Source organism: Phenylobacterium terrae (genome assembly GCF_042681205.1).
GTDB classification, from domain to species: Bacteria; Pseudomonadota; Alphaproteobacteria; order Caulobacterales; family Caulobacteraceae; genus Phenylobacterium; species Phenylobacterium terrae.
In genome coordinates this window covers 860,018-876,687 of record NZ_JBHUEY010000006.1, presented here as the reverse complement: position 1 = coordinate 876,687, position 16,670 = coordinate 860,018, and the positions used below count along the sequence as shown (strand labels likewise).

The 16,670-nt window shown below is 70.1% G+C and carries 18 protein-coding genes; 13 read left to right on the top strand and 5 right to left on the bottom strand.

Annotation, left to right across the window (positions count from 1 at the left end):
• Nucleotides 1–88 precede the first annotated feature (88 nt).
• From ACFSC0_RS18855 to ACFSC0_RS18820, 8 genes are all read left to right on the top strand, one after another.
• Nucleotides 89–775, top strand: a complete 687-nt coding sequence (locus tag ACFSC0_RS18855) for a 4-carboxy-4-hydroxy-2-oxoadipate aldolase/oxaloacetate decarboxylase (RefSeq protein ID WP_377281528.1) — start codon at nucleotides 89–91, stop codon at nucleotides 773–775.
• A 109-nt stretch (nucleotides 776–884) separates the two neighbouring features.
• The gene (locus ACFSC0_RS18850) at nucleotides 885–2,021 is read left to right on the top strand and encodes a 4-oxalomesaconate tautomerase (protein ID WP_377281527.1); all 1,137 of its coding nucleotides are present in this window, start codon (nucleotides 885–887) and stop codon (nucleotides 2,019–2,021) included.
• The gene (locus ACFSC0_RS18845; RefSeq protein ID WP_377281526.1) at nucleotides 2,018–2,878 is read left to right on the top strand and encodes an NAD(P)-dependent oxidoreductase; all 861 of its coding nucleotides are present in this window, start codon (nucleotides 2,018–2,020) and stop codon (nucleotides 2,876–2,878) included. Before ACFSC0_RS18850 ends, ACFSC0_RS18845 begins: the two co-directional genes overlap by 4 nt.
• Complete coding sequence (locus ACFSC0_RS18840; RefSeq protein ID WP_377281525.1) at nucleotides 2,875–3,897, top strand: amidohydrolase family protein; 1,023 nt, start codon at nucleotides 2,875–2,877, stop codon at nucleotides 3,895–3,897. The genes ACFSC0_RS18845 and ACFSC0_RS18840 overlap by 4 nt, the downstream gene beginning before the upstream one ends.
• A complete protein-coding gene (locus tag ACFSC0_RS18835; RefSeq protein ID WP_377281524.1) occupies nucleotides 3,894–4,799 on the top strand; it encodes an amidohydrolase family protein in 906 nt (301 codons plus the stop codon). Before ACFSC0_RS18840 ends, ACFSC0_RS18835 begins: the two co-directional genes overlap by 4 nt.
• Complete coding sequence (ligA, locus tag ACFSC0_RS18830; protein ID WP_377281523.1) at nucleotides 4,796–5,182, top strand: protocatechuate 4,5-dioxygenase subunit alpha; 387 nt, start codon at nucleotides 4,796–4,798, stop codon at nucleotides 5,180–5,182. Before ACFSC0_RS18835 ends, ligA begins: the two co-directional genes overlap by 4 nt.
• Complete coding sequence (locus ACFSC0_RS18825; RefSeq protein WP_377281522.1) at nucleotides 5,182–6,024, top strand: class III extradiol dioxygenase subunit beta; 843 nt, start codon at nucleotides 5,182–5,184, stop codon at nucleotides 6,022–6,024. Before ligA ends, ACFSC0_RS18825 begins: the two co-directional genes overlap by 1 nt.
• Nucleotides 6,025–6,242: 218 nt before the next feature.
• Entirely contained in the window at nucleotides 6,243–7,898 is a 1,656-nt protein-coding gene (locus ACFSC0_RS18820) for an ATP-binding protein (RefSeq protein WP_377281521.1), read from the top strand.
• On the opposite strand, the gene ACFSC0_RS18815 is transcribed toward ACFSC0_RS18820, so the two are convergent.
• The 3 genes from ACFSC0_RS18815 to ACFSC0_RS18805 form a co-directional block, all read right to left on the bottom strand.
• Nucleotides 7,859–9,136, bottom strand: coding sequence for a cytochrome P450 (locus ACFSC0_RS18815; RefSeq protein ID WP_377281520.1), 1,278 nt, complete (start codon nucleotides 9,134–9,136; stop codon nucleotides 7,859–7,861). The two genes, ACFSC0_RS18820 and ACFSC0_RS18815, sit on opposite strands and share 40 nt — an antisense overlap.
• Before the next feature lie 88 nt (nucleotides 9,137–9,224).
• The gene (locus ACFSC0_RS18810; protein WP_377281519.1) at nucleotides 9,225–10,019 is read right to left on the bottom strand and encodes an SIMPL domain-containing protein; all 795 of its coding nucleotides are present in this window, start codon (nucleotides 10,017–10,019) and stop codon (nucleotides 9,225–9,227) included.
• A gap of 85 nt (nucleotides 10,020–10,104) precedes the next feature.
• Complete coding sequence (locus ACFSC0_RS18805; RefSeq protein WP_377281518.1) at nucleotides 10,105–10,302, bottom strand: hypothetical protein; 198 nt, start codon at nucleotides 10,300–10,302, stop codon at nucleotides 10,105–10,107.
• A 183-nt stretch (nucleotides 10,303–10,485) separates the two neighbouring features.
• On the opposite strand from ACFSC0_RS18805, the gene ACFSC0_RS18800 reads away from it, so the two are divergent.
• From ACFSC0_RS18800 to ACFSC0_RS18790, 3 genes are all read left to right on the top strand, one after another.
• Nucleotides 10,486–12,048, top strand: coding sequence for a carboxylesterase/lipase family protein (locus tag ACFSC0_RS18800; RefSeq protein WP_377281517.1), 1,563 nt, complete (start codon nucleotides 10,486–10,488; stop codon nucleotides 12,046–12,048).
• 98 nt (nucleotides 12,049–12,146) lie between these two features.
• Entirely contained in the window at nucleotides 12,147–12,305 is a 159-nt protein-coding gene (locus tag ACFSC0_RS18795) for a hypothetical protein (RefSeq protein WP_377281516.1), read from the top strand.
• Nucleotides 12,306–12,332: 27 nt separating this feature from the next.
• Nucleotides 12,333–12,575 carry a hypothetical protein gene (locus tag ACFSC0_RS18790; RefSeq protein ID WP_377281515.1) on the top strand — a complete coding sequence of 81 codons (243 nt, stop codon included), beginning with the start codon at nucleotides 12,333–12,335 and terminating at the stop codon, nucleotides 12,573–12,575.
• A gap of 1 nt (nucleotide 12,576) precedes the next feature.
• Here ACFSC0_RS18790 and ACFSC0_RS18785 read toward each other — a convergent pair whose 3' ends face one another.
• Entirely contained in the window at nucleotides 12,577–13,092 is a 516-nt protein-coding gene (locus tag ACFSC0_RS18785) for a DUF1993 domain-containing protein (protein WP_377281514.1), read from the bottom strand.
• 170 nt (nucleotides 13,093–13,262) lie between these two features.
• Nucleotides 13,263–14,402: a zinc-binding dehydrogenase gene (locus ACFSC0_RS18780; protein ID WP_377281513.1), complete on the bottom strand. Its 1,140-nt coding sequence runs from the start codon at nucleotides 14,400–14,402 to the stop codon at nucleotides 13,263–13,265.
• 163 nt (nucleotides 14,403–14,565) lie between these two features.
• Here ACFSC0_RS18780 and ACFSC0_RS18775 point away from each other — a divergent pair, with 163 nt between their 5' ends.
• Both ACFSC0_RS18775 and ACFSC0_RS18770 read left to right on the top strand, forming a co-directional pair.
• A complete protein-coding gene (locus ACFSC0_RS18775; protein ID WP_377281512.1) occupies nucleotides 14,566–15,477 on the top strand; it encodes an HpcH/HpaI aldolase/citrate lyase family protein in 912 nt (303 codons plus the stop codon).
• A gap of 3 nt (nucleotides 15,478–15,480) precedes the next feature.
• Entirely contained in the window at nucleotides 15,481–16,665 is a 1,185-nt protein-coding gene (locus tag ACFSC0_RS18770; protein ID WP_377281511.1) for an acyl-CoA dehydrogenase family protein, read from the top strand.
• Nucleotides 16,666–16,670: the final 5 nt, after the last annotated feature.

The following is a 16,670-nucleotide window of genomic DNA, read 5'->3' as shown; positions in this document are numbered from 1 at the left end:
AAGGCCGATCCGGGACCCACGGCGCGGGGATTCTGGGTCCCGGCTCTCCGCTTCGCTGCGGCCGGGATGACGGGGAGGAGAGACTGAGATGGGTGGCCTAGTCGTCCGGAATATCGAGCGCGCCGAAGCGGGCGTTGTGGAGGCCCTGGCGGGGTATGGCGTCGCCACGGTGCACGAGGCGCAGGGGCGCAAGGGGCTGCTCGCGTCGTACATGCGGCCGATCTACCGGCCGGCAGCCATCGCGGGCTCTGCCGTCACCTGCGAGATGGCGCCGGGCGACAACTGGATGATCCACGTGGCGGTGGAGCAGTGCCGGCCGGGGGACATCCTGGTGGCCGCGCCCACCAGCCCCTGCGAGGACGGCTATTTCGGGGACCTGCTGGCGACCTCGCTGAAGGCGCGGGGCGTGCGCGGGCTCGTCATCGACGCGGGCGTGCGGGACATCGCGGTGCTGACCGAGATGGGCTTTCCCGTCTGGTCGAAGGCGGTGTTCGCGCAGGGGACGGTCAAGGAGACGGTCGGCAACGTGAACCTGCCGCTGCTGTGCGCGGGGCAGATGGTGCGAGCGGGCGACGTGATCGTGGCCGACGACGACGGCGTCTGCGTCGTGAGGCGCGAGGAGGCGGCCGCGGTGGCGGAGAAGGCGCGGCAGCGCGAGGCGGCGGAGGTGGACAAGCGGGCGAGGCTGGCGGCCGGCGAGCTGGGGCTCGACATCTACCAGATGCGCGAGAAGCTGGCCGAGAAGGGCCTTCGTTACGTGGACGAAGCGCCGTGACCCGCTGCGCCCCCTCCACCGCTTCGCGGTCCCCCTCCCCCGAAGTGTTCCCTTCGGGGGAGGAGATGAACGCACCAGCTCCTCCCCCGGCCCGCAGAGGGCGGGGGAGGTGGATCGGCGCGAAGGCGACGAGACGGAGGGGGCGCTCACGATGACCCAGACGGCCATCCCCTGCACGGTGATGCGCGGCGGAACCTCCAAAGGGCTCTATTTCCGCCGGGATGACCTGCCGGCCGACGAGGCGGTGCGGGACGCGGTGCTGTTGGCGGCGATGGGCTCGCCGGATCCGCGGCAGATCGACGGGATGGGCGGGGCGCACCCGCTGACCAGCAAGATCGCGGTGGTGGGGCCGCCGACCCATCCGGACGCCGACGTGGACTACCTGTTCCTGCAGGCGGTGGTGGACGAGGCGCGGATCGACGCCGGCCAGAACTGCGGCAACCTGCTGGCGGGGGTGGGCCACTTCGCCATCGAGGAGGGGATGGTTCCGGCCAGGGACGGGACCACCGAGGTGCGGATCAACATGCTCAACACCGCCAGCCTGGCGGTGGCGAGCATCCAGACGCCGGGCGGGAGGGTTCGCTACGACGGGGAGGCGCGGATCGACGGCGTGCCGGGAACGGCGGCGCCGGTGCCCATCGACTTCCTGGACGTGGCGGGCTCGAGCTGCGGGGCGCTGCTGCCGACCGGCAACGCCCGGGACGTGGTCGAGGGGGTGGAGGTCACCTGCATCGACAACGGCATGCCGGTTGTGGTGATGCGGGCCGCCGACTTCGGCAAGAGCGGCTACGAGAGCCCTGAGGCGCTGGAGGCGGACGCGGCGCTGAAGGCCAAGGTCGAGGCGATCCGGCTGAAGGTCGGGCCGATGATGAACCTGGGCGACGTGGCCAAGAAGACGGTGCCGAAGATGTGCCTGGTCGCGCCGGCCCAGCACGGCGGGGCGGTGGCGACCCGCAACTTCATCCCGCACCGGGTGCACGAGGCGATCGGGGTGTTCGGGGCGGTGAGCGTGGCCACGGCCTGCGTGACTCCGGGCTCGGTGGCGGCGGAGGTGGCGGGGATCGCCGATCCCGCCGGCTCCAAGGAACTGGATATCGAGCACCCGACCGGCTTCTTCACCGTGGCGATGGACGTGGAGATCGTGGCCGGGGCGGTGCGCGTGCGGCGCTCGGCGCTGCTCAGGACCGCGCGGCGGCTGATGCGCGGCGAGGTCTATGTGCCGGCCAGCGTCTGGGGCGGGCGATGAGCCTGGCCAAGGTCGCGCTGATCGGCTTCGGCGAGGTGGGCCAGATCCTGGCGCAGGACCTGGCCCAGGCGGGCGTGAAGCGGATCTCGGCCTGGGACGTCGCGTTCGCCGAGGCGGACAGCCGGCCGAGCCGGGCGCTGGCGGACCACGCGGTGGAGCGGGCGGACGGCGCGGTCGCGGCGGTGAAGGACGCCGAGCTGGTGATCAGCGCGGTCACCGCCGAGCAGGACGTGGAGGCGGCGAAGGCCGCGGCGGAGGGGGTCGAGGCGGACGCCTTCTTCCTGGACCTCAATTCCTGCTCGCCGGGGCGCAAGCGGGCCTCGGCGGACCTCATCGAGCAGGCGGGCGGCCGGTACGTGGAGGCGGCGGTGATGAGCCCGTTTGCGCCGAAGCGGATCGCCTCGCCCATGCTGCTGGGCGGGGCGCACATCCACGCCTTCCTGAGGGTCGCGGCGCCGCTGGGGTTTGCGGGGGCCAGGGCCTATTCGCCGGAAATCGGCAAAGCGGCGGCGACCAAGCTGTGCCGCAGCGTGATGATCAAGGGGATCGAGGCGCTGCTGACCGAGTCCATGCTGGCGGCGCAGCGCTACGGCGTCGAGGACGAGGTGCTGGACTCGCTGTCCGACCTGCTGCCGCTGCCCGATTGGCCCGGGACGGCCCGGTACATGATCTCGCGCTCGGCCGAGCATGGAGCGCGGCGGGCCGAGGAGATGCGCGAGGCGGCGCAGACGGTGGCGGAGGCGGGATGTGCGCCGACGCTGAGCCGCGCGATCGCCGAGCGGCAGGACGCCACCGGCGGGCCGGCCCGTGACGAGGTTTTGCAGCTGTTGAAGGCGCTGGAGGCGTCCGCCCGATGATCATCGACTGCCACGGCCACTACACCACCGCGCCGGCCGCGCACGACGCCTGGCGCGACCTGCAGATCAAGGCCTTCGAGAGCGGCGGGGACGTAGATCCGGCCTACCCGGCGATCTCCGACGACGAGATCGCCGAGACCATCGAGAAGAACCAGTTGCGGCTGATCCGCGAGCGCGGCGGGGACATGACCATCTTCTCGCCCCGGGCCTCGACCATGGCCCACCACGTGGGCGACGAGCGGGTGAGCCAGGCCTGGACCCGGCGGTGCAACGACCTGATCAAACGGGTGGTGGACCTGTTCCCCGAGAGCTTTGTGGGCGTCTGCCAGCTGCCGCAGTCGCCGGGCGTCTCGATAGAGAACTCCATCGCCGAGCTGGAGCGGTGCGTGAGCGAGCTCGGCTTCGTGGGCTGCAACCTCAACCCGGACCCCTCGGGCGGGCACTGGACGAGTCCCCCGCTGACCGACCGGGCCTGGTATCCGTTCTTCGAGAAGATGGTGGAGCTGGACGTGCCGGCGATGATCCACGTCTCCGGATCCTGCAACGCCAACTTCCACGCCACCGGCGCCCACTACATCAACGCCGACACCACGGCCTTCATGCAGTTCCTGCAAGGCGACCTGTTCAAGGACTTCCCGACCCTCAGGTTCATCATCCCGCACGGGGGCGGGGCCGTGCCCTACCACTGGGGGCGGTACCGGGGGTTGGCGGACATGCTGAAGCGGCCGCCGCTCGGCGAGCACGTGATGAAGAACGTCTTCTTCGACACCTGCGTCTACCACCAGCCGGGGATCGACCTGCTGTTCCGGGTGATCGACGTGGACAACATCCTGTTCGGCTCGGAGATGGTGGGGGCCGTGCGGGGGATCGACCCGGAGACGGGCAACTACTTCGACGACACCAAGCGCTACATCGATGCGCTGGACATCCCCGAGGCGGACAAGCGCAAGGTGTTCGAGCTGAACGCGCGGCGGGTCTACCCGCGGCTGGACGCGATCCTGAAGGAGCAGGGGCGATGAGTGCGCCCGCCTTCGTCATGGATTTCGGCTGGCGGGTCTGGCACCCGCGGCCGACGAAGCCCGCCTTCACCCCGCCGCCGGGGGCGGTGGACGCCCACTGCCACGTGTTCGGGCCGGGCGACGTGTTCCCGTATGCGCCGGGCCGCAAGTACACGCCGTGCGACGGCTCGAAGGAGGACCTGTTCCGCCTGCGGGACTTCCTGGGGTTCTCGCGCAACGTCATCGTCCAGGCGACCTGCCACGGGGCGGACAACCGGGCGCTGCTGGACGCTATCGCTCACTCGGACGGGCGAGCGCGGGGCGTGGCGACGGTGACGCGGGACGTCAGCGAGGCCGAGCTTGCGCGCCTGCACGAGGGCGGGGTGCGGGGCGTGCGGTTCAACTTCGTCAAGCGGCTGGTGGACCGGCTGCCGCACGACGAGCTGAAGGAGATCGCCGCCAAGATCGCCCCGCTCGGCTGGCACATCGTCATCTATTTCGAGGCGGCGGAGCTGGAGGAGCTGGCGGACTTCTTCCACGCCCTGCCGGCGCCGCTGGTGGTGGACCACATGGGAACACCGGACGTGGCCCAAGGGGCGGACTCGGCCCTGTTCGACCGGTTCATCGCCTTCATGGCCGCGCGCGACGACATCTGGTGCAAGGTGACCTGCCCGGAGCGGCTGTCGCTGGAGGGGCCGCCGCACTACTCCGACGTCATCCCGTTCGGGCGCAGGGTCGTGGAGGCGTTTCCGGACCGGGTGCTGTGGGGCACCGACTGGCCGCATCCCAACATGCGCACCCACACGCCCGACGAGGGGCAGCTGGTGGATTTCATCCCGAAAGTGGCGGTGACGCCGGAGCAGCAGCGGAAGCTGCTGGTGGACAACCCGATGCGGCTCTACTGGCCGGAGGAGGGGCGATGACCGACAAGCCCTATCACGACATCCCCGGGACGGTGCTGTTCGACGCCGAGCAGTCCCGCAAGGGGTTTCACCTCAACCAGTTCTGCATGTCGCTGATGAAGGCGGAGAACCGGGAGGCGTTCAAAGCCGACGAGCGCGCCTATCTCGACCGCTGGCCGATGAGCGAGGAACAGAAACAGGCGGTGCTGGACCGGGACTGGAACCGGATGATCGCGCTGGGCGGGAACATCTACTTCACCTCGAAGATCGCGGCGACCGACGGGCTGTCGTTCCAGCAGATCGCCGCGAAGATGAGCGGGGTCTCCCAGGAGGAGTACGCCCAGATGATGCTGTCCGGGGGCCGGTCCGTGGAGGGCAACCGCTCGAAGTCGGAGAAGCGCTGATGGCCAGGATCACCGCGGGGGTGGCGACCAGCCACGTGCCGGCCATCGGGGCGGCGCTCGACAACGGCCGGGCGGACGAGCCCTACTGGCGGCCGGTGTTCGCCGGCTACGAGGCGTCCAAGCGCTGGATCGCCGAGCACAAGCCGGACGTCATCATCCTGGTCTACAATGACCACGCCTCGGCCTTTTCGCTGGAGCTGATCCCGACCTTCGCGATCGGCTGCGCGGAGGAGTTCCAGCCGGCCGACGAAGGCTGGGGGCCGCGGCCGGTGCCGCCGGTGAAGGGCCATCCGGAGCTGGCCTGGCACATGGCCGAGCGGCTGATCCTGGACGAGTTCGACATGACCATCGTCAACAAGATGGACGTCGACCACGGGCTGACGGTGCCGCTGTCGCTGATGTTCGGCCAGCCGGCGGAATGGCCGTGCCGGGTGATCCCGCTGGCGGTCAACGTGGTCCAGTACCCGCCGCCGACGGGCAACCGCTGCTACAGGCTGGGCCAGGCGATCCGGCGGGCGGTGGAGGCCTTCCCGGAGGACCTGAAGGTGGTGGTGTTCGGCACCGGCGGGATGAGCCACCAGCTGCAGGGGCCGAGGGCCGGGCTGATCAACAGCGCGTTCGACCGGGACTTCCTGGACCGGCTGGTCGGCGATCCGGTCGCCCAGTCGAAGGTCCCGCACCTCGACTATGTGCGGGAAGCGGGGTCCGAAGGGATCGAGCTGGTCATGTGGCTGATCATGCGCGGCGCGCTGGACGAGCAGGTGCGCGAAGTGCACCGGTTCTACCACGTGCCGGCGTCGAACACGGCCGTCGGGCACCTGATCCTCGAGAACGCCGGCTGACGTCGGGACATTTTCAGCCCGGCGGTCAGGGTTAAGTATAGGGTCGCCGCGGCGTGGCGTCTTGGCTGTATATATTTTAGGCGCCCTACGACTAAGCTTTTGACCGCCTGCTGATTAGCTTAGGTTTTCTTGATTTCAACGAGGCGTTCATCTCGCCCGTTAACGCCTGGGCAACAGTTGGCGGCTCCAGTCCCCTTCGAACGCGAAGGGGAGCAGCGATGAGCGATCTGGACGCGGAGCAACGGCGCTCCCGTACGGAGGCCGGCGGCGCGGCGGAGACGTTGGCGGAGCGGCGCCTGCGCCGGGCCATCGACGTGCTGCCGGACGGGATCGTGATCCTGGACGAGGAGCGGCGGTACGTCCTCTGGAACCGGCGATATGCGGAGATCTACCACCACTCCGCCGACCTGTTCGCGCCGGGGCGCAGGTTCGAGGACACGCTGCGGGTCGGCATCGCGCGCGGCGCCTATCCCGGGGCCGCCGGCCGGGAGGAGGCCTGGCTCGCCGAGCGGCTGGGCCTGCTCAACGCGCCGGCGGGCCGGCACGAGCAGCAGCTGGCCGACGGCCGCTGGATCCTGATCGAGGAGCACCGCACGCCCGACGACTGGGTGGTGGGCGTGCGCGTCGACATCACCGAGATGAAACGCAGGGCCCAGGACCTGGAGGCGGCGCTGCAGCGGGTGGCGGAGTCCGACCAAGCCAAGAGCCGGTTCCTGGCGACCATGAGCCACGAGATCCGCACGCCGCTGAACGGGGTGATCGGGATCGCCGACGTGTTGTCGCGGACGGAGCTCAGCGGCGAGCAGCGGGAGCTGGTCGGCACCATCCTCGACTCGGCGCGGACGCTGAACCACCTGCTGAGCGACATCCTGGAGTTCAGCCGGCTGGACGCGGCCAAGGTGACGCTGGCCAGCGAGCCCTTCGAGCTGGCCGAGCTGACGGCGCGCTCGGCGGCGCTGTTCACCCCGTCGGCCGAGGCCAAGGGCCTGAAGTTGATGGTGGAGATCGACGGGGCGCTGGACGTCGCGCTGGTGGGCGACCGTGCCCGGCTGGGGCAGATCCTCAACAACCTGCTGAGCAATGCGGTGAAGTTCACCGAGCGGGGCGTCGTCACCCTGCGGGTGGACGGAGACGTGAGAGGCTCGGCGGCGGCGCTGGCGTTCACGGTGCGCGACACCGGGATCGGGTTCTCGCCGGAGGAGGCGGAGCGGCTGTTCCGCCCGTTCGAGCAGGCGGACGCCTCGACGACCCGCAGCTACGGCGGCACCGGCCTGGGGCTGACCATCTGCCGACAGCTGACGGCGATGATGGGCGGGACGCTGACGGCGCAGAGCGCCCCTGGGCGGGGCTCGGAGTTCAGGCTGGAGGTCGAGCTGCCGCTGGCCGAGCGCCGGGTCCAGGCGGAGCCGGAGGCGCCCGCGGCCCCGGCCGAGATGGACTGGGAGCGACCGCGGCGGGTGCTGCTGGCCGAGGACAACGCCACCAACCGCAAGGTCGTGCAGCTGATGCTCGGGGCGCTCGACCTGGAACTCGACTGGGTGGAGGACGGGCGGCAGGCCGTGGAGGCCGCCGAGCGGCAGGCCTACGACCTGATCCTGATGGACCTGCACATGCCGCGGATGGACGGGCTGGAGGCGATCCAGGCGATCCGCCGCCGCGAGGCCGAGCAGGGCGGGGGGCGCACGCCCATCGTGGTGCTGAGCGCCGACGTGGACGAGGTGCAGCGGCGGCGGACCGAGCTGGCCGGGGCGGACGACCACCTGGGCAAGCCGATCCGGGCCGAGGAGCTGCTGGCCTGCCTGGCCCGGCGCCTGGCGGCGCCGGAGGAGGCGGATCAGTTGCGCGCGGGGATGACCACCGGCAGCCGCTCGTAGCCCTTCACGAACGAGGAGTAGACCCGCCGCGGCGGGCCCGTGACCTCGATCTTCGGGAAGCGCTTGAGGATCTCCTCCCAGATGATCTTCAGCTGCAGCTCGGCCAGACGGTTGCCGACGCACCGGTGGATGCCGAAGCCGAAGGACATGTGGTGGCGGGGCCGCGGGCGATCGATCCAGTAGTCGTTCGGCCGCTCGATCACCTCCTCGTCACGGTTGCCGGAGACGTACCACATGGCGACCTTGTCGCCGGCGCGGATGGTCTTGCCGTGCATTTCGACATCGCGGGTGGCGGTGCGGCGCATGTAGGCGAGCGGGGTCTGCCAGCGGATGGTCTCGGAGACCATCGAGGGGATGAGGCCCGGGTTCTCCCGCAGCAGCTTCTCCTGGTCCGGGTTCTGGCTGAGCGCCAGGATCGAGCCGGAGATGGTGTTCCGGGTGGTGTCGTTGCCGCCGACGATCAGCAGGATCAGGTTCCCGAGGTACTCCATCCGGTCCATGTTCCGGGTCGCCTCGCCGTGGGCGAGCATGGAGATGAGGTCCGGCTTCGGCTCGGCCTTGACCCGTTCCTCCCAGAGGCGGGTGAAGTAGTCGACGCATTCGAACAGCTCCATGCGCCGCTGCTGCTCGGCCTGCTCCGGATCGGTGGAATCGAACAGGCCGCTTTCCGGCCCGGCGGTGGCCACGTCCGACCAGCGGGTGAGCTTTCGCCGATCCTCCCAGGGGAAGTCGAACAGGGTGGCGAGCGTCATGGTGGTGAGCTCGATGGAGACCTTGTCGACCCAGTCGAATTCCTCGCCGATCGGCAGGTCGTCGAGGATCACCCCGGCCCGCTCGCGGATGATGTTCTCTAGGTAGGCGAGGTGGTGTGGGGCGACGATGGGGCTGACGGTCTTGCGCTGGACGTCGTGCTTGGGCGGGTCCATCGCGATGAACATCGGCAGGGTGAAGTCCTCCTCCGGGTCCGGCAGCACGATGGTCGGTTCGGAGGAGAAGGTGGCGTGGTCGCTGTCCACGGCCATGATGTCGTTGAACCTGGTGATCGACCAGTAGCCGCCCACCTGCTTCTCCTCGGACACCGCCCAGTGGACGGGCGCCTCCTTTCGAAGCCGTTCGAAGTAGGGCCACAGGGTGTCGGTGCGGAAGATCTCCGGGTCGGCCGGATTGATCTCCTCCAGGGGCATGGAATAGGCGGCCTCCCGGGCCGCGCGTTGCAGATCCAGGGCGCCGTCGTCCATCGCGCATCCTCCGTACGGCTTGTGAACGCCGTTCACCGGAGCATTGCGCGCATTTCTGGCGAGGGGAAGTCCCCTCGGCCAAACGGCGTCAGCGCACCAGGGCGAACTGCACCGTCAGGTTGACGCCGAGGGCGACCTCGCCCGGCTGGACCGGCGAGGGCGGCGGCGGGGGCGCGGCGGGGCCGCCGCGGTAGCCGGTGACGACGATCTGCTCGGCGACGGGGAAGTAGCCGCCCTGTTCGCTGATGGAGATGATGCGGCCGACGCGCAGGCCGGCGGCTTTCGCATAGAGCTCGGCCCGCTCCCGGGCCCGCTGCATGGCGGCGACGCGGGCCTCGTCGAGGGCGGGCTCGGGCTCCTCCACGGTGAAGGAGGGGCCGTCCACTTGGTTGGCGCCGGCGGAGACCAGGGTGTCGATGACCCGGCCCATCTCGCCGAGGCGGCGTACGCGGACCTGGACGCTGTTGCGGGCCTCGTAACCGATGATCCGCGGAGCCTGGGGCTCGGCCGGTTCGATGACGGCGCCGGCGGGATCGCGCCGGGGATAGGGCTCCGGCGGGCGCGGCTGGGTGTATTGCGGCTGCAGCGTCAGGGTGGAGGTCTGGATGTCCCGCTCGGCGATGCCGGCGCGCTTCAGCGCGGCGATGACCGCGTCCATCCGCTGGGCGTTGGCGGTGAGGGCCTCGCCGGCGGTCTTGGCCTGGGTGACGACGCCGGCCGAGAAGATGGCCAGATCGGGCTGGCGGCGGCTGCGGCCCTCGGCGGTGACGTTGAGCAGGGTCTCGCCCGGCGTGATGGTCAGCGTCGGCGCCGGCGCGGGCTGCGCCGTCACGGCGGTGGCGGCGGCGAAGAAGAGGGCGAAAACGGCGATCGGCAACTTCATGCGCAGCGCTCCCTCAGGTCCGGGCGCGAAACGCGGCGCGCACGGCGAAGGTTGCGTGCGAGCGGACTGCGGGATCGATGGGGCGCTAGTTCGCGCGCCGCGTCTGGGCCGGAGGTTCCGCAGGAAGGCCGTCGCCGAGCTCGGGGCAGAAGCCGGCGAGCTCCAGCTCCTCGATGATCTGCTCGAACGCCTCCTGACGGGTGATCGGCGCGCCCGGCTGGGCGGCGATCGTCACGATGCGGCGAATATGCTGGAGCGCTGTCTCGGTATGCGGGGCAGGCATGATGCGGGTTCGCGTCCTCTCGAGCTTTGGGCGTCAACTTCTCTGGTTCGGCGCGGGTTGCAGCCGTGGGGGACGATCGGAAAAGAAATCTGTGAGTCCCGAGGGATGCGCCTCGTGCAGCGCCCTTGAGCGGCGGGCGCTCGCCGGTGCACTGTTTGCAAAACAACCAACAGGGAGGGTGCAATGGCTCAGGGACCGGGCGTGGGACGCCGGGAGCTGCTGATCGGGGCCGGCGCCGCGGCGGCGCTGGCCGGGCCGGCGCTGGCGCAAGATGCGGGGCCGGTGGCGCGGACCCGGGCCGGGCAGGTGCGCGGACGGACGGTGGAAGGAATCCACGCGTTCAAGGGCGTGCGCTACGGGGCGAGCACCGAGGGGCGGCAGTTCCTCCCGCCGCGGCCGCCGGAGCCGTGGAGCGGGGTCGTCGAGGCGGCGGACTTCGGCAACCAGTCGCCGCAGCTGGGGGCGGATCGGCCGAGCGTCTACGCCTCATGGGCGAACCCGCGGGCGGAGAGCGAGGACTGCCTGTTCCTCAACGTCTACACGCCGGGGCTGAAGGACGGGAAGGGCCGGCCGGTGATGGTCTGGTTCCATGGCGGCGGATTCACCAGCGGCAGCGCCTCCAGCCACTACGCGGACGGCACGCGCCTGGCGCGGCGCGGCGATGTGGTGGTGGTGACGGTGAACCACCGGCTGAACGCGTTCGGCTATCTGTACCTGGCCGGGCTGGGCGGGGCCGAACTGGCCGACAGCGGCAATGTCGGCAGCCTGGACATGGTGCAGGCGCTGACCTGGGTGCGGGACAACATCGCCGAGTTCGGCGGCGATCCGGGGAACGTCACCATCTTCGGCCAGTCGGGCGGGGGCGGGAAGGTCTCGGCGCTGATGGCCATGCCGGCGGCGGCGGGCCTGTTCCACAAGGCGATCGTGCAGAGCGGCTCGGGGATCAAGGTGCTGGAGCCGGCGCAGGCCGAGGAGAGCACGAAGAAGGTGCTGGCGGCGCTGGGGCTGTCCGCGGCGGACGTGGGCAAGCTGCGGGCGCTGCCGATGCGGGCGATCAGCGAGGCGCTGCCCAAGGCGGGGGCCGAGTTCCGGCCGGTGGTGGACGGCCGGGCGCTGCCGCGTCATCCGTTCCATCCGGACGCGCCGGAGATCTCGAAGGGCGTGCCGCTGCTGGTGGGCACGACCAAGGACGAGACGACGAGCCTGGTGGGCGGGCGGGACGAGAGCCTGTTCAGCCTGACCTGGGAGGCGCTGCCGGCCCGGCTCGCGCCGGAGCTGCGCGGGCTGGACGCGGCCCAGGTCATCGCCGAGCTGCGGCGGGTCGACCCGCAGGCCAGGCCCAGCGACGTCTACTTCACCGCGACCACGGAGTACCGGTTCCGGCGGCGGGCCTACGTGCAGGCCGAGCGCAAGACCGCCCAGGGCGGGGCGCCGGCCTACATGTACCTGTTCGCCTGGGAGAGCCCGGTGGACGGGGGCAAGTGGAAGTCGCCGCACTCGGTGGAACACGCCATGGTCTTCGACAACGTGGCCAAGTCGGCCTCAATGGTGGGGACCGGGCCCGACGCGCAGAAGGTGGCCGACGCGGTGAGCAGCGCCTGGGTCCGGTTCGCGCGGACGGGAGACCCGGGCTGGGCGGCCTACACCCCGCAGACGCGGACGACGATGGTCTTCGACGTCGAGTCCAAGGTGGTGAACGATCCGGACGCCGACGTGCGGCGGCTGTTCGAGGCCATGCCCGTCTAGTCGGCCGCGCCCGAGCAGCCGACCATGGCGTCGGCGAGGCGGTAGACGGCTTCGGATGCGGCCGCCTCGCCCTCAAGCAGGGTAAGGCTGGCGGCGGCGTGGGCGAGCATCTCCCTGAGGTCGATGCGCTGTGCCGGTGGGTCACCGGAAAATGGCCGTGGATCCTGGGCCTGGGCCTCTACGCCCTCCAGACGGCCTCGCCCGAGATCTACGAAGGTGTGAAGGCGGCGCTCGCCGGCATCTCGCCGGCGAGCTGAACCTCAATCGCTCAGGAGCTTTGAAGAATGATCAAGCTGATCGCCTTGGCGTCGGCGGGCGCCCTGCTGGCCGGCTGCAGCGCCGTCGGGACCGCGCCCAAGCTGAACTTGGTCGCCGACCGGCCGGGATGTTCGAGTGTGGCGCGGGCGTTCATGAGCCAGGACGGGACCTCGCTTACCGCCGACCAGATCCTCAATGGCGTGGCCGAGTGCGAGAACCGGGACCGGCTGGGCGCGCTCCAGTTCGATCCCAACGCGCTCGCGCGCTAGCTCAGAACGACTGTCCGCCGGCCAGGTAGTCGACCTTGCCGAGCGGCACGCCCTGTGCGCGCAGCAGGGCGTACGCAGTGACGATGTGGAAGTGGAAGTTCGGCAGCGAGAACTGGAAGAGGAAGTCGCGGGCGGTGAAGGTCAGGGTGCGGCCGGGGAGGGGAAGCTCGACGGTGCGGTCCTCGTCGCCGTCGACCTGTTCGCGCTTGATGGTCTCGAGGAAGGCGATGGTCTTCTCGAGCCGCGCCTTCAGCTCGGCCCAGGTGGTCTCCACGTCGGGCATGCTCGGCGAAGTGATGCCGGCGAGGCGGGCGGCGGCGCCCTTGGCCGCATCGCTGGCGAGCTGGACCTGACCCACGAGCGAGGCCATGTCGGGCGCCAGGCGCGCATCGACATAGGTCTGAAGGTCGACGCCGTTGGCGGCGGCGTGCGCCTCGGCCTTGGCGAAGATCGCCGAGAGGTTGCGCAGCATACGCACGTAGCCGGGGATCGAAGCGTCGTAGAGGGACAGGGACAAGGCGCTCTCCTATGGCAGAGGTTGTCCGCCAGATAGGGCCGCCCTGTCCCCGCCGCCAGAGCCCTTCCCACTCACGACCCTGGTCGTGAGTGGACAAGAAGGGCTCTCAATTGCAAGCGACGACCCTGTTGTTCCCGATTGGCTCGAGCCAATCGGGACCGGGTCCAGGGTCAGAGACCCTTGTTCGGGTTGATCAGGTATTTTTCGCCGGTCGTCTTCTTGTTGTAGGCGGCGATGGTGTCGAGGTTCAGCGCCTCCGCGAGCGAGATCTCGGCCGTGTAGTGGCTGGCGAAGGTGGTCTTGATCTCGTCGGCGACCTTCTGGCGAAGCTCCTGCGCCCGCTGCGGCCCGATCTTCCCCAGGAACGGCGTGAGCAGGAAGCCGCCGACGCCCCAGGCGAAGCCGAAGGCGCGGTTGAGCTCGGTCGGGCCGGTGTCGAGGCCGCCGTAGATGTAGACCTGCTTGTAGGTGTTGGAGCCGTAGCGGCTGTAGCTGGAGGCGTTGCGGTTGGCTGCCTGCTCCATGGCCGTGAGGATCTGGCCCGCCAGCCGGCCGCCGCCGATCGCGTCGAAGGCGAGGGTGGCGCCGGTCTCGGCGACCGCCTCGACGAGGTCGCTCATGAAGGTCGGGGAGCTCTGGTCGACGATGTATTTCGCGCCGAGGCCCCGCAGCAGCTCGGCCTGCTCGGGCCGGCGGACGATGTTCACGAGGTCCACGCCCTCGTTCAGGCAGATCTTGTTGAGCATCTGGCCGAGGTTGGAGGCGGCGGCGGTGTGGACCAGCGCCTTGTGGCCCTCCATCCGCATGGTCTCCACCATGGCGAGCGCGGTGAGCGGGTTGACGAAGGCCGAGGCGCCTTCGGCCGGGGTCGTCCCCTCCGGCAGCACCAGGCACTCGGCGACCTTGGCCAGGCGGTACTGGGCGTACATCGACCCGCCGAGGGCGGCGACGGTCTTGCCCATCAGGTGCTGGGCGTCGGAGCCCGCCTTGATGACCACGCCGGCGCCCTCGTTGCCGACCGGCATCGACTGGTCGAGGCGGGCGGCGACGGCGCGCATGAACCGCTCGGGCACCGGGGCCGTCACGACGGGGCGGTCCTTCGTGCCGCCCGCCCGGGCGGCGCCCAGGTCCGCCGGGCCGAGCAGCAGGCCGAGGTCGGAGGGATTGATGGGCGAGGCCTCGACCCGGATCACCACCTCGTCCGGACCGGGCTCGGGGACGTCCACCTCGACCAGCGACAGTTCCAGCTCTCCGCTCGACTTGATCAGCGAATGCAGCTGCAGACCCTTGCCTGAATTCTCGATGGCCACCGGCATCTCCCGTTATCAGCGTTAAGTTGGCGCGCACAGAAGCGCGTCCGGCGGCCGGTAGCAACAGCCAGCGCCGCCATTGCTCGTGCGCGCCGGCCCGGTTAGCACTCGGAAGACCTGACGGGCGAGACTTCGCCCCGCCCCCGCCGGTGAAGGAGGATCCATGGCCCGCCCCATGCGGCTGCGCCGCTCGCAGCTCTCCGTGCCGGGCGTCTCGGAGAAGATGATCGCCAAGGCGGCGGCGTCCGAGGCCGACCACGTGTTCCTCGACCTGGAGGATGCGGTGGCGCCTTCGGCCAAGGAGGGCGCGCGCAAGACCATCGTCGAGGCGCTGAAGGGGCTGGACTGGGGGCGCAAGACCCGCTGCGTGCGGATCAACGACGTCACGACCCCGTGGTGCCACGGGGACGTGATCGAGGTGGTGGAGGGCGCTGGGCGGCATCTGGACACCCTGATGCTGACCAAGGCCAACAGCGCCGGCGACGTGCGTTTCCTGGACCTGCTGCTGAGCCAGCTGGAGGCGAGGCTCGGGCTGGAGCCGGGCCGGATCGGCATCGAGGTGCTGATCGAGGAGGCCCAGGGGCTGCAGCGGGTGGAGGAGATCGCGGCGGCGAGCCCGCGGCTGGAGTGCCTGATCTTCGGCATGGGCGACTATTCGGCCAGCCAGCAGATGAAGCTGCGCGAGATCGGCAGCGGTGAGGGCTACCCGGGCGACGTCTTCCACTACCCTCGGTTCCGGGTGGCGATGGCGGCGAGGGCGGCTGGCCTGGACCCGGTGGACGGGCCCTATGCGAACTTCCGCGACGAGGCGGGTTACCGGGCCGAGGCCGAAAAGGCGGTGATGCTGGGAATGGCCGGCAAGTGGGCGATCCACCCGGCGCAGATCGGCCCGGCGCTGGAGATCTTCTCGCCGACGGCGGAGGAGGTCGCCCGGGCGCGCAAGCTGAAGGCGGCCTACGAGGAGGCTCTGGTTCAGGGCGTCGGGTCGGTGAACGTCGAGGGGACGATGGTCGACGCCGCGTCCATCCGGATCATCGAGAACACGGTGCGCCGCGCCGACCTGATCGGGATGTAGGCCGTGGCCGCCGGCTATCTGACGCCCGAGCGGCGGATGATGCGGGACGTGGCCCGCGAGTTCGCGATGAACGAGGTGCTGCCGGTGGCCAACCGGTTGGACCCGGAGAAGGGCGACATCCCGCGCGAGCTGATCGACAAGATGGGCGAGCTTGGGTTCTTCGGGATCCTCATCCCGGAGGAACTCGGCGGTTTGGGGCTCGGCGCGTTCGAGTACTGCCTGGTGGCCGAGGAGCTGTCCCGGGCGTGGATGAGCGTCGCCAGCATCATCGCGCGGGGCAACAGTTTCTACACCTCCGTGCCTGGGACGGGCGAGGAACGTCGGCGCAAGATCGAGCTGATGGCCAAGGGCCAGTACCTGGGCGCCGTCGCGCTCTCAGAGCCGGGCGTCGGATCGGACCTCTCGGGGGTCGCCTGCCGGGCGCGGCGCGAGGGTGATGAGTGGGTGATCACCGGCAACAAGTACTGGTGCACCTTCGCCGACGGGGCGGACTACATCAGCGTGCTGTGCCGGATCGACGATCCAGAGGCCGGCCCGAAAGGGCGAACCATCAACATCTCCGTGGAGAAGCCGAGGGGCGAGCTTCCGCAGGGCTGCACGGGCGCGCCGATCCCGAAGATCGGCTACTTCGGATGGCGCACCTGGGAGCTGAGGTTCGAGGGGACGCGCGCGCCGGTCCGGGCGCCCGGCGGATCGCTCGCCGATGAGATGAAGGCGGGGGAAGGGGCGGCGTTCGCGCTGGAGCTCGCCCGGGCGCACACGGCGGCGCGGTCGATCGGCCTGGCGCGCGGGGCGCTGGAGGACGCGATGGCCTACGCCAGGGAGCGGGTGCAGTTCGGCCAGCCGATCAGCGATTTCCAGGCCATCCGCTTCAAGATCGCCAGCATGGCGACCGAGATCGAGGCGGCGCGGCAGCTGATGCACCACTGCTGCCAGCAGATCGACGCCGGCCAGCCGGTGCGGGTCGAGACCTCGATGGTAAAGCTGTTCGCCTCGGAGATGGCCGAGCGGGTGACATCGGAGGCGCTGCAGATCTTCGGCGGGGCCGGCTACACGACGCTGCACGCGGCCGAGCGCTACTGGCGCGATGCGCGGCTGACCAAGATCTTCGAAGGGACCAGCGAGATCCAGCAGCGGATCATCGCCGACCAGCTGCTGGGCAAGCCGTCGATCCGCGGGTCGAACTAGGGGTT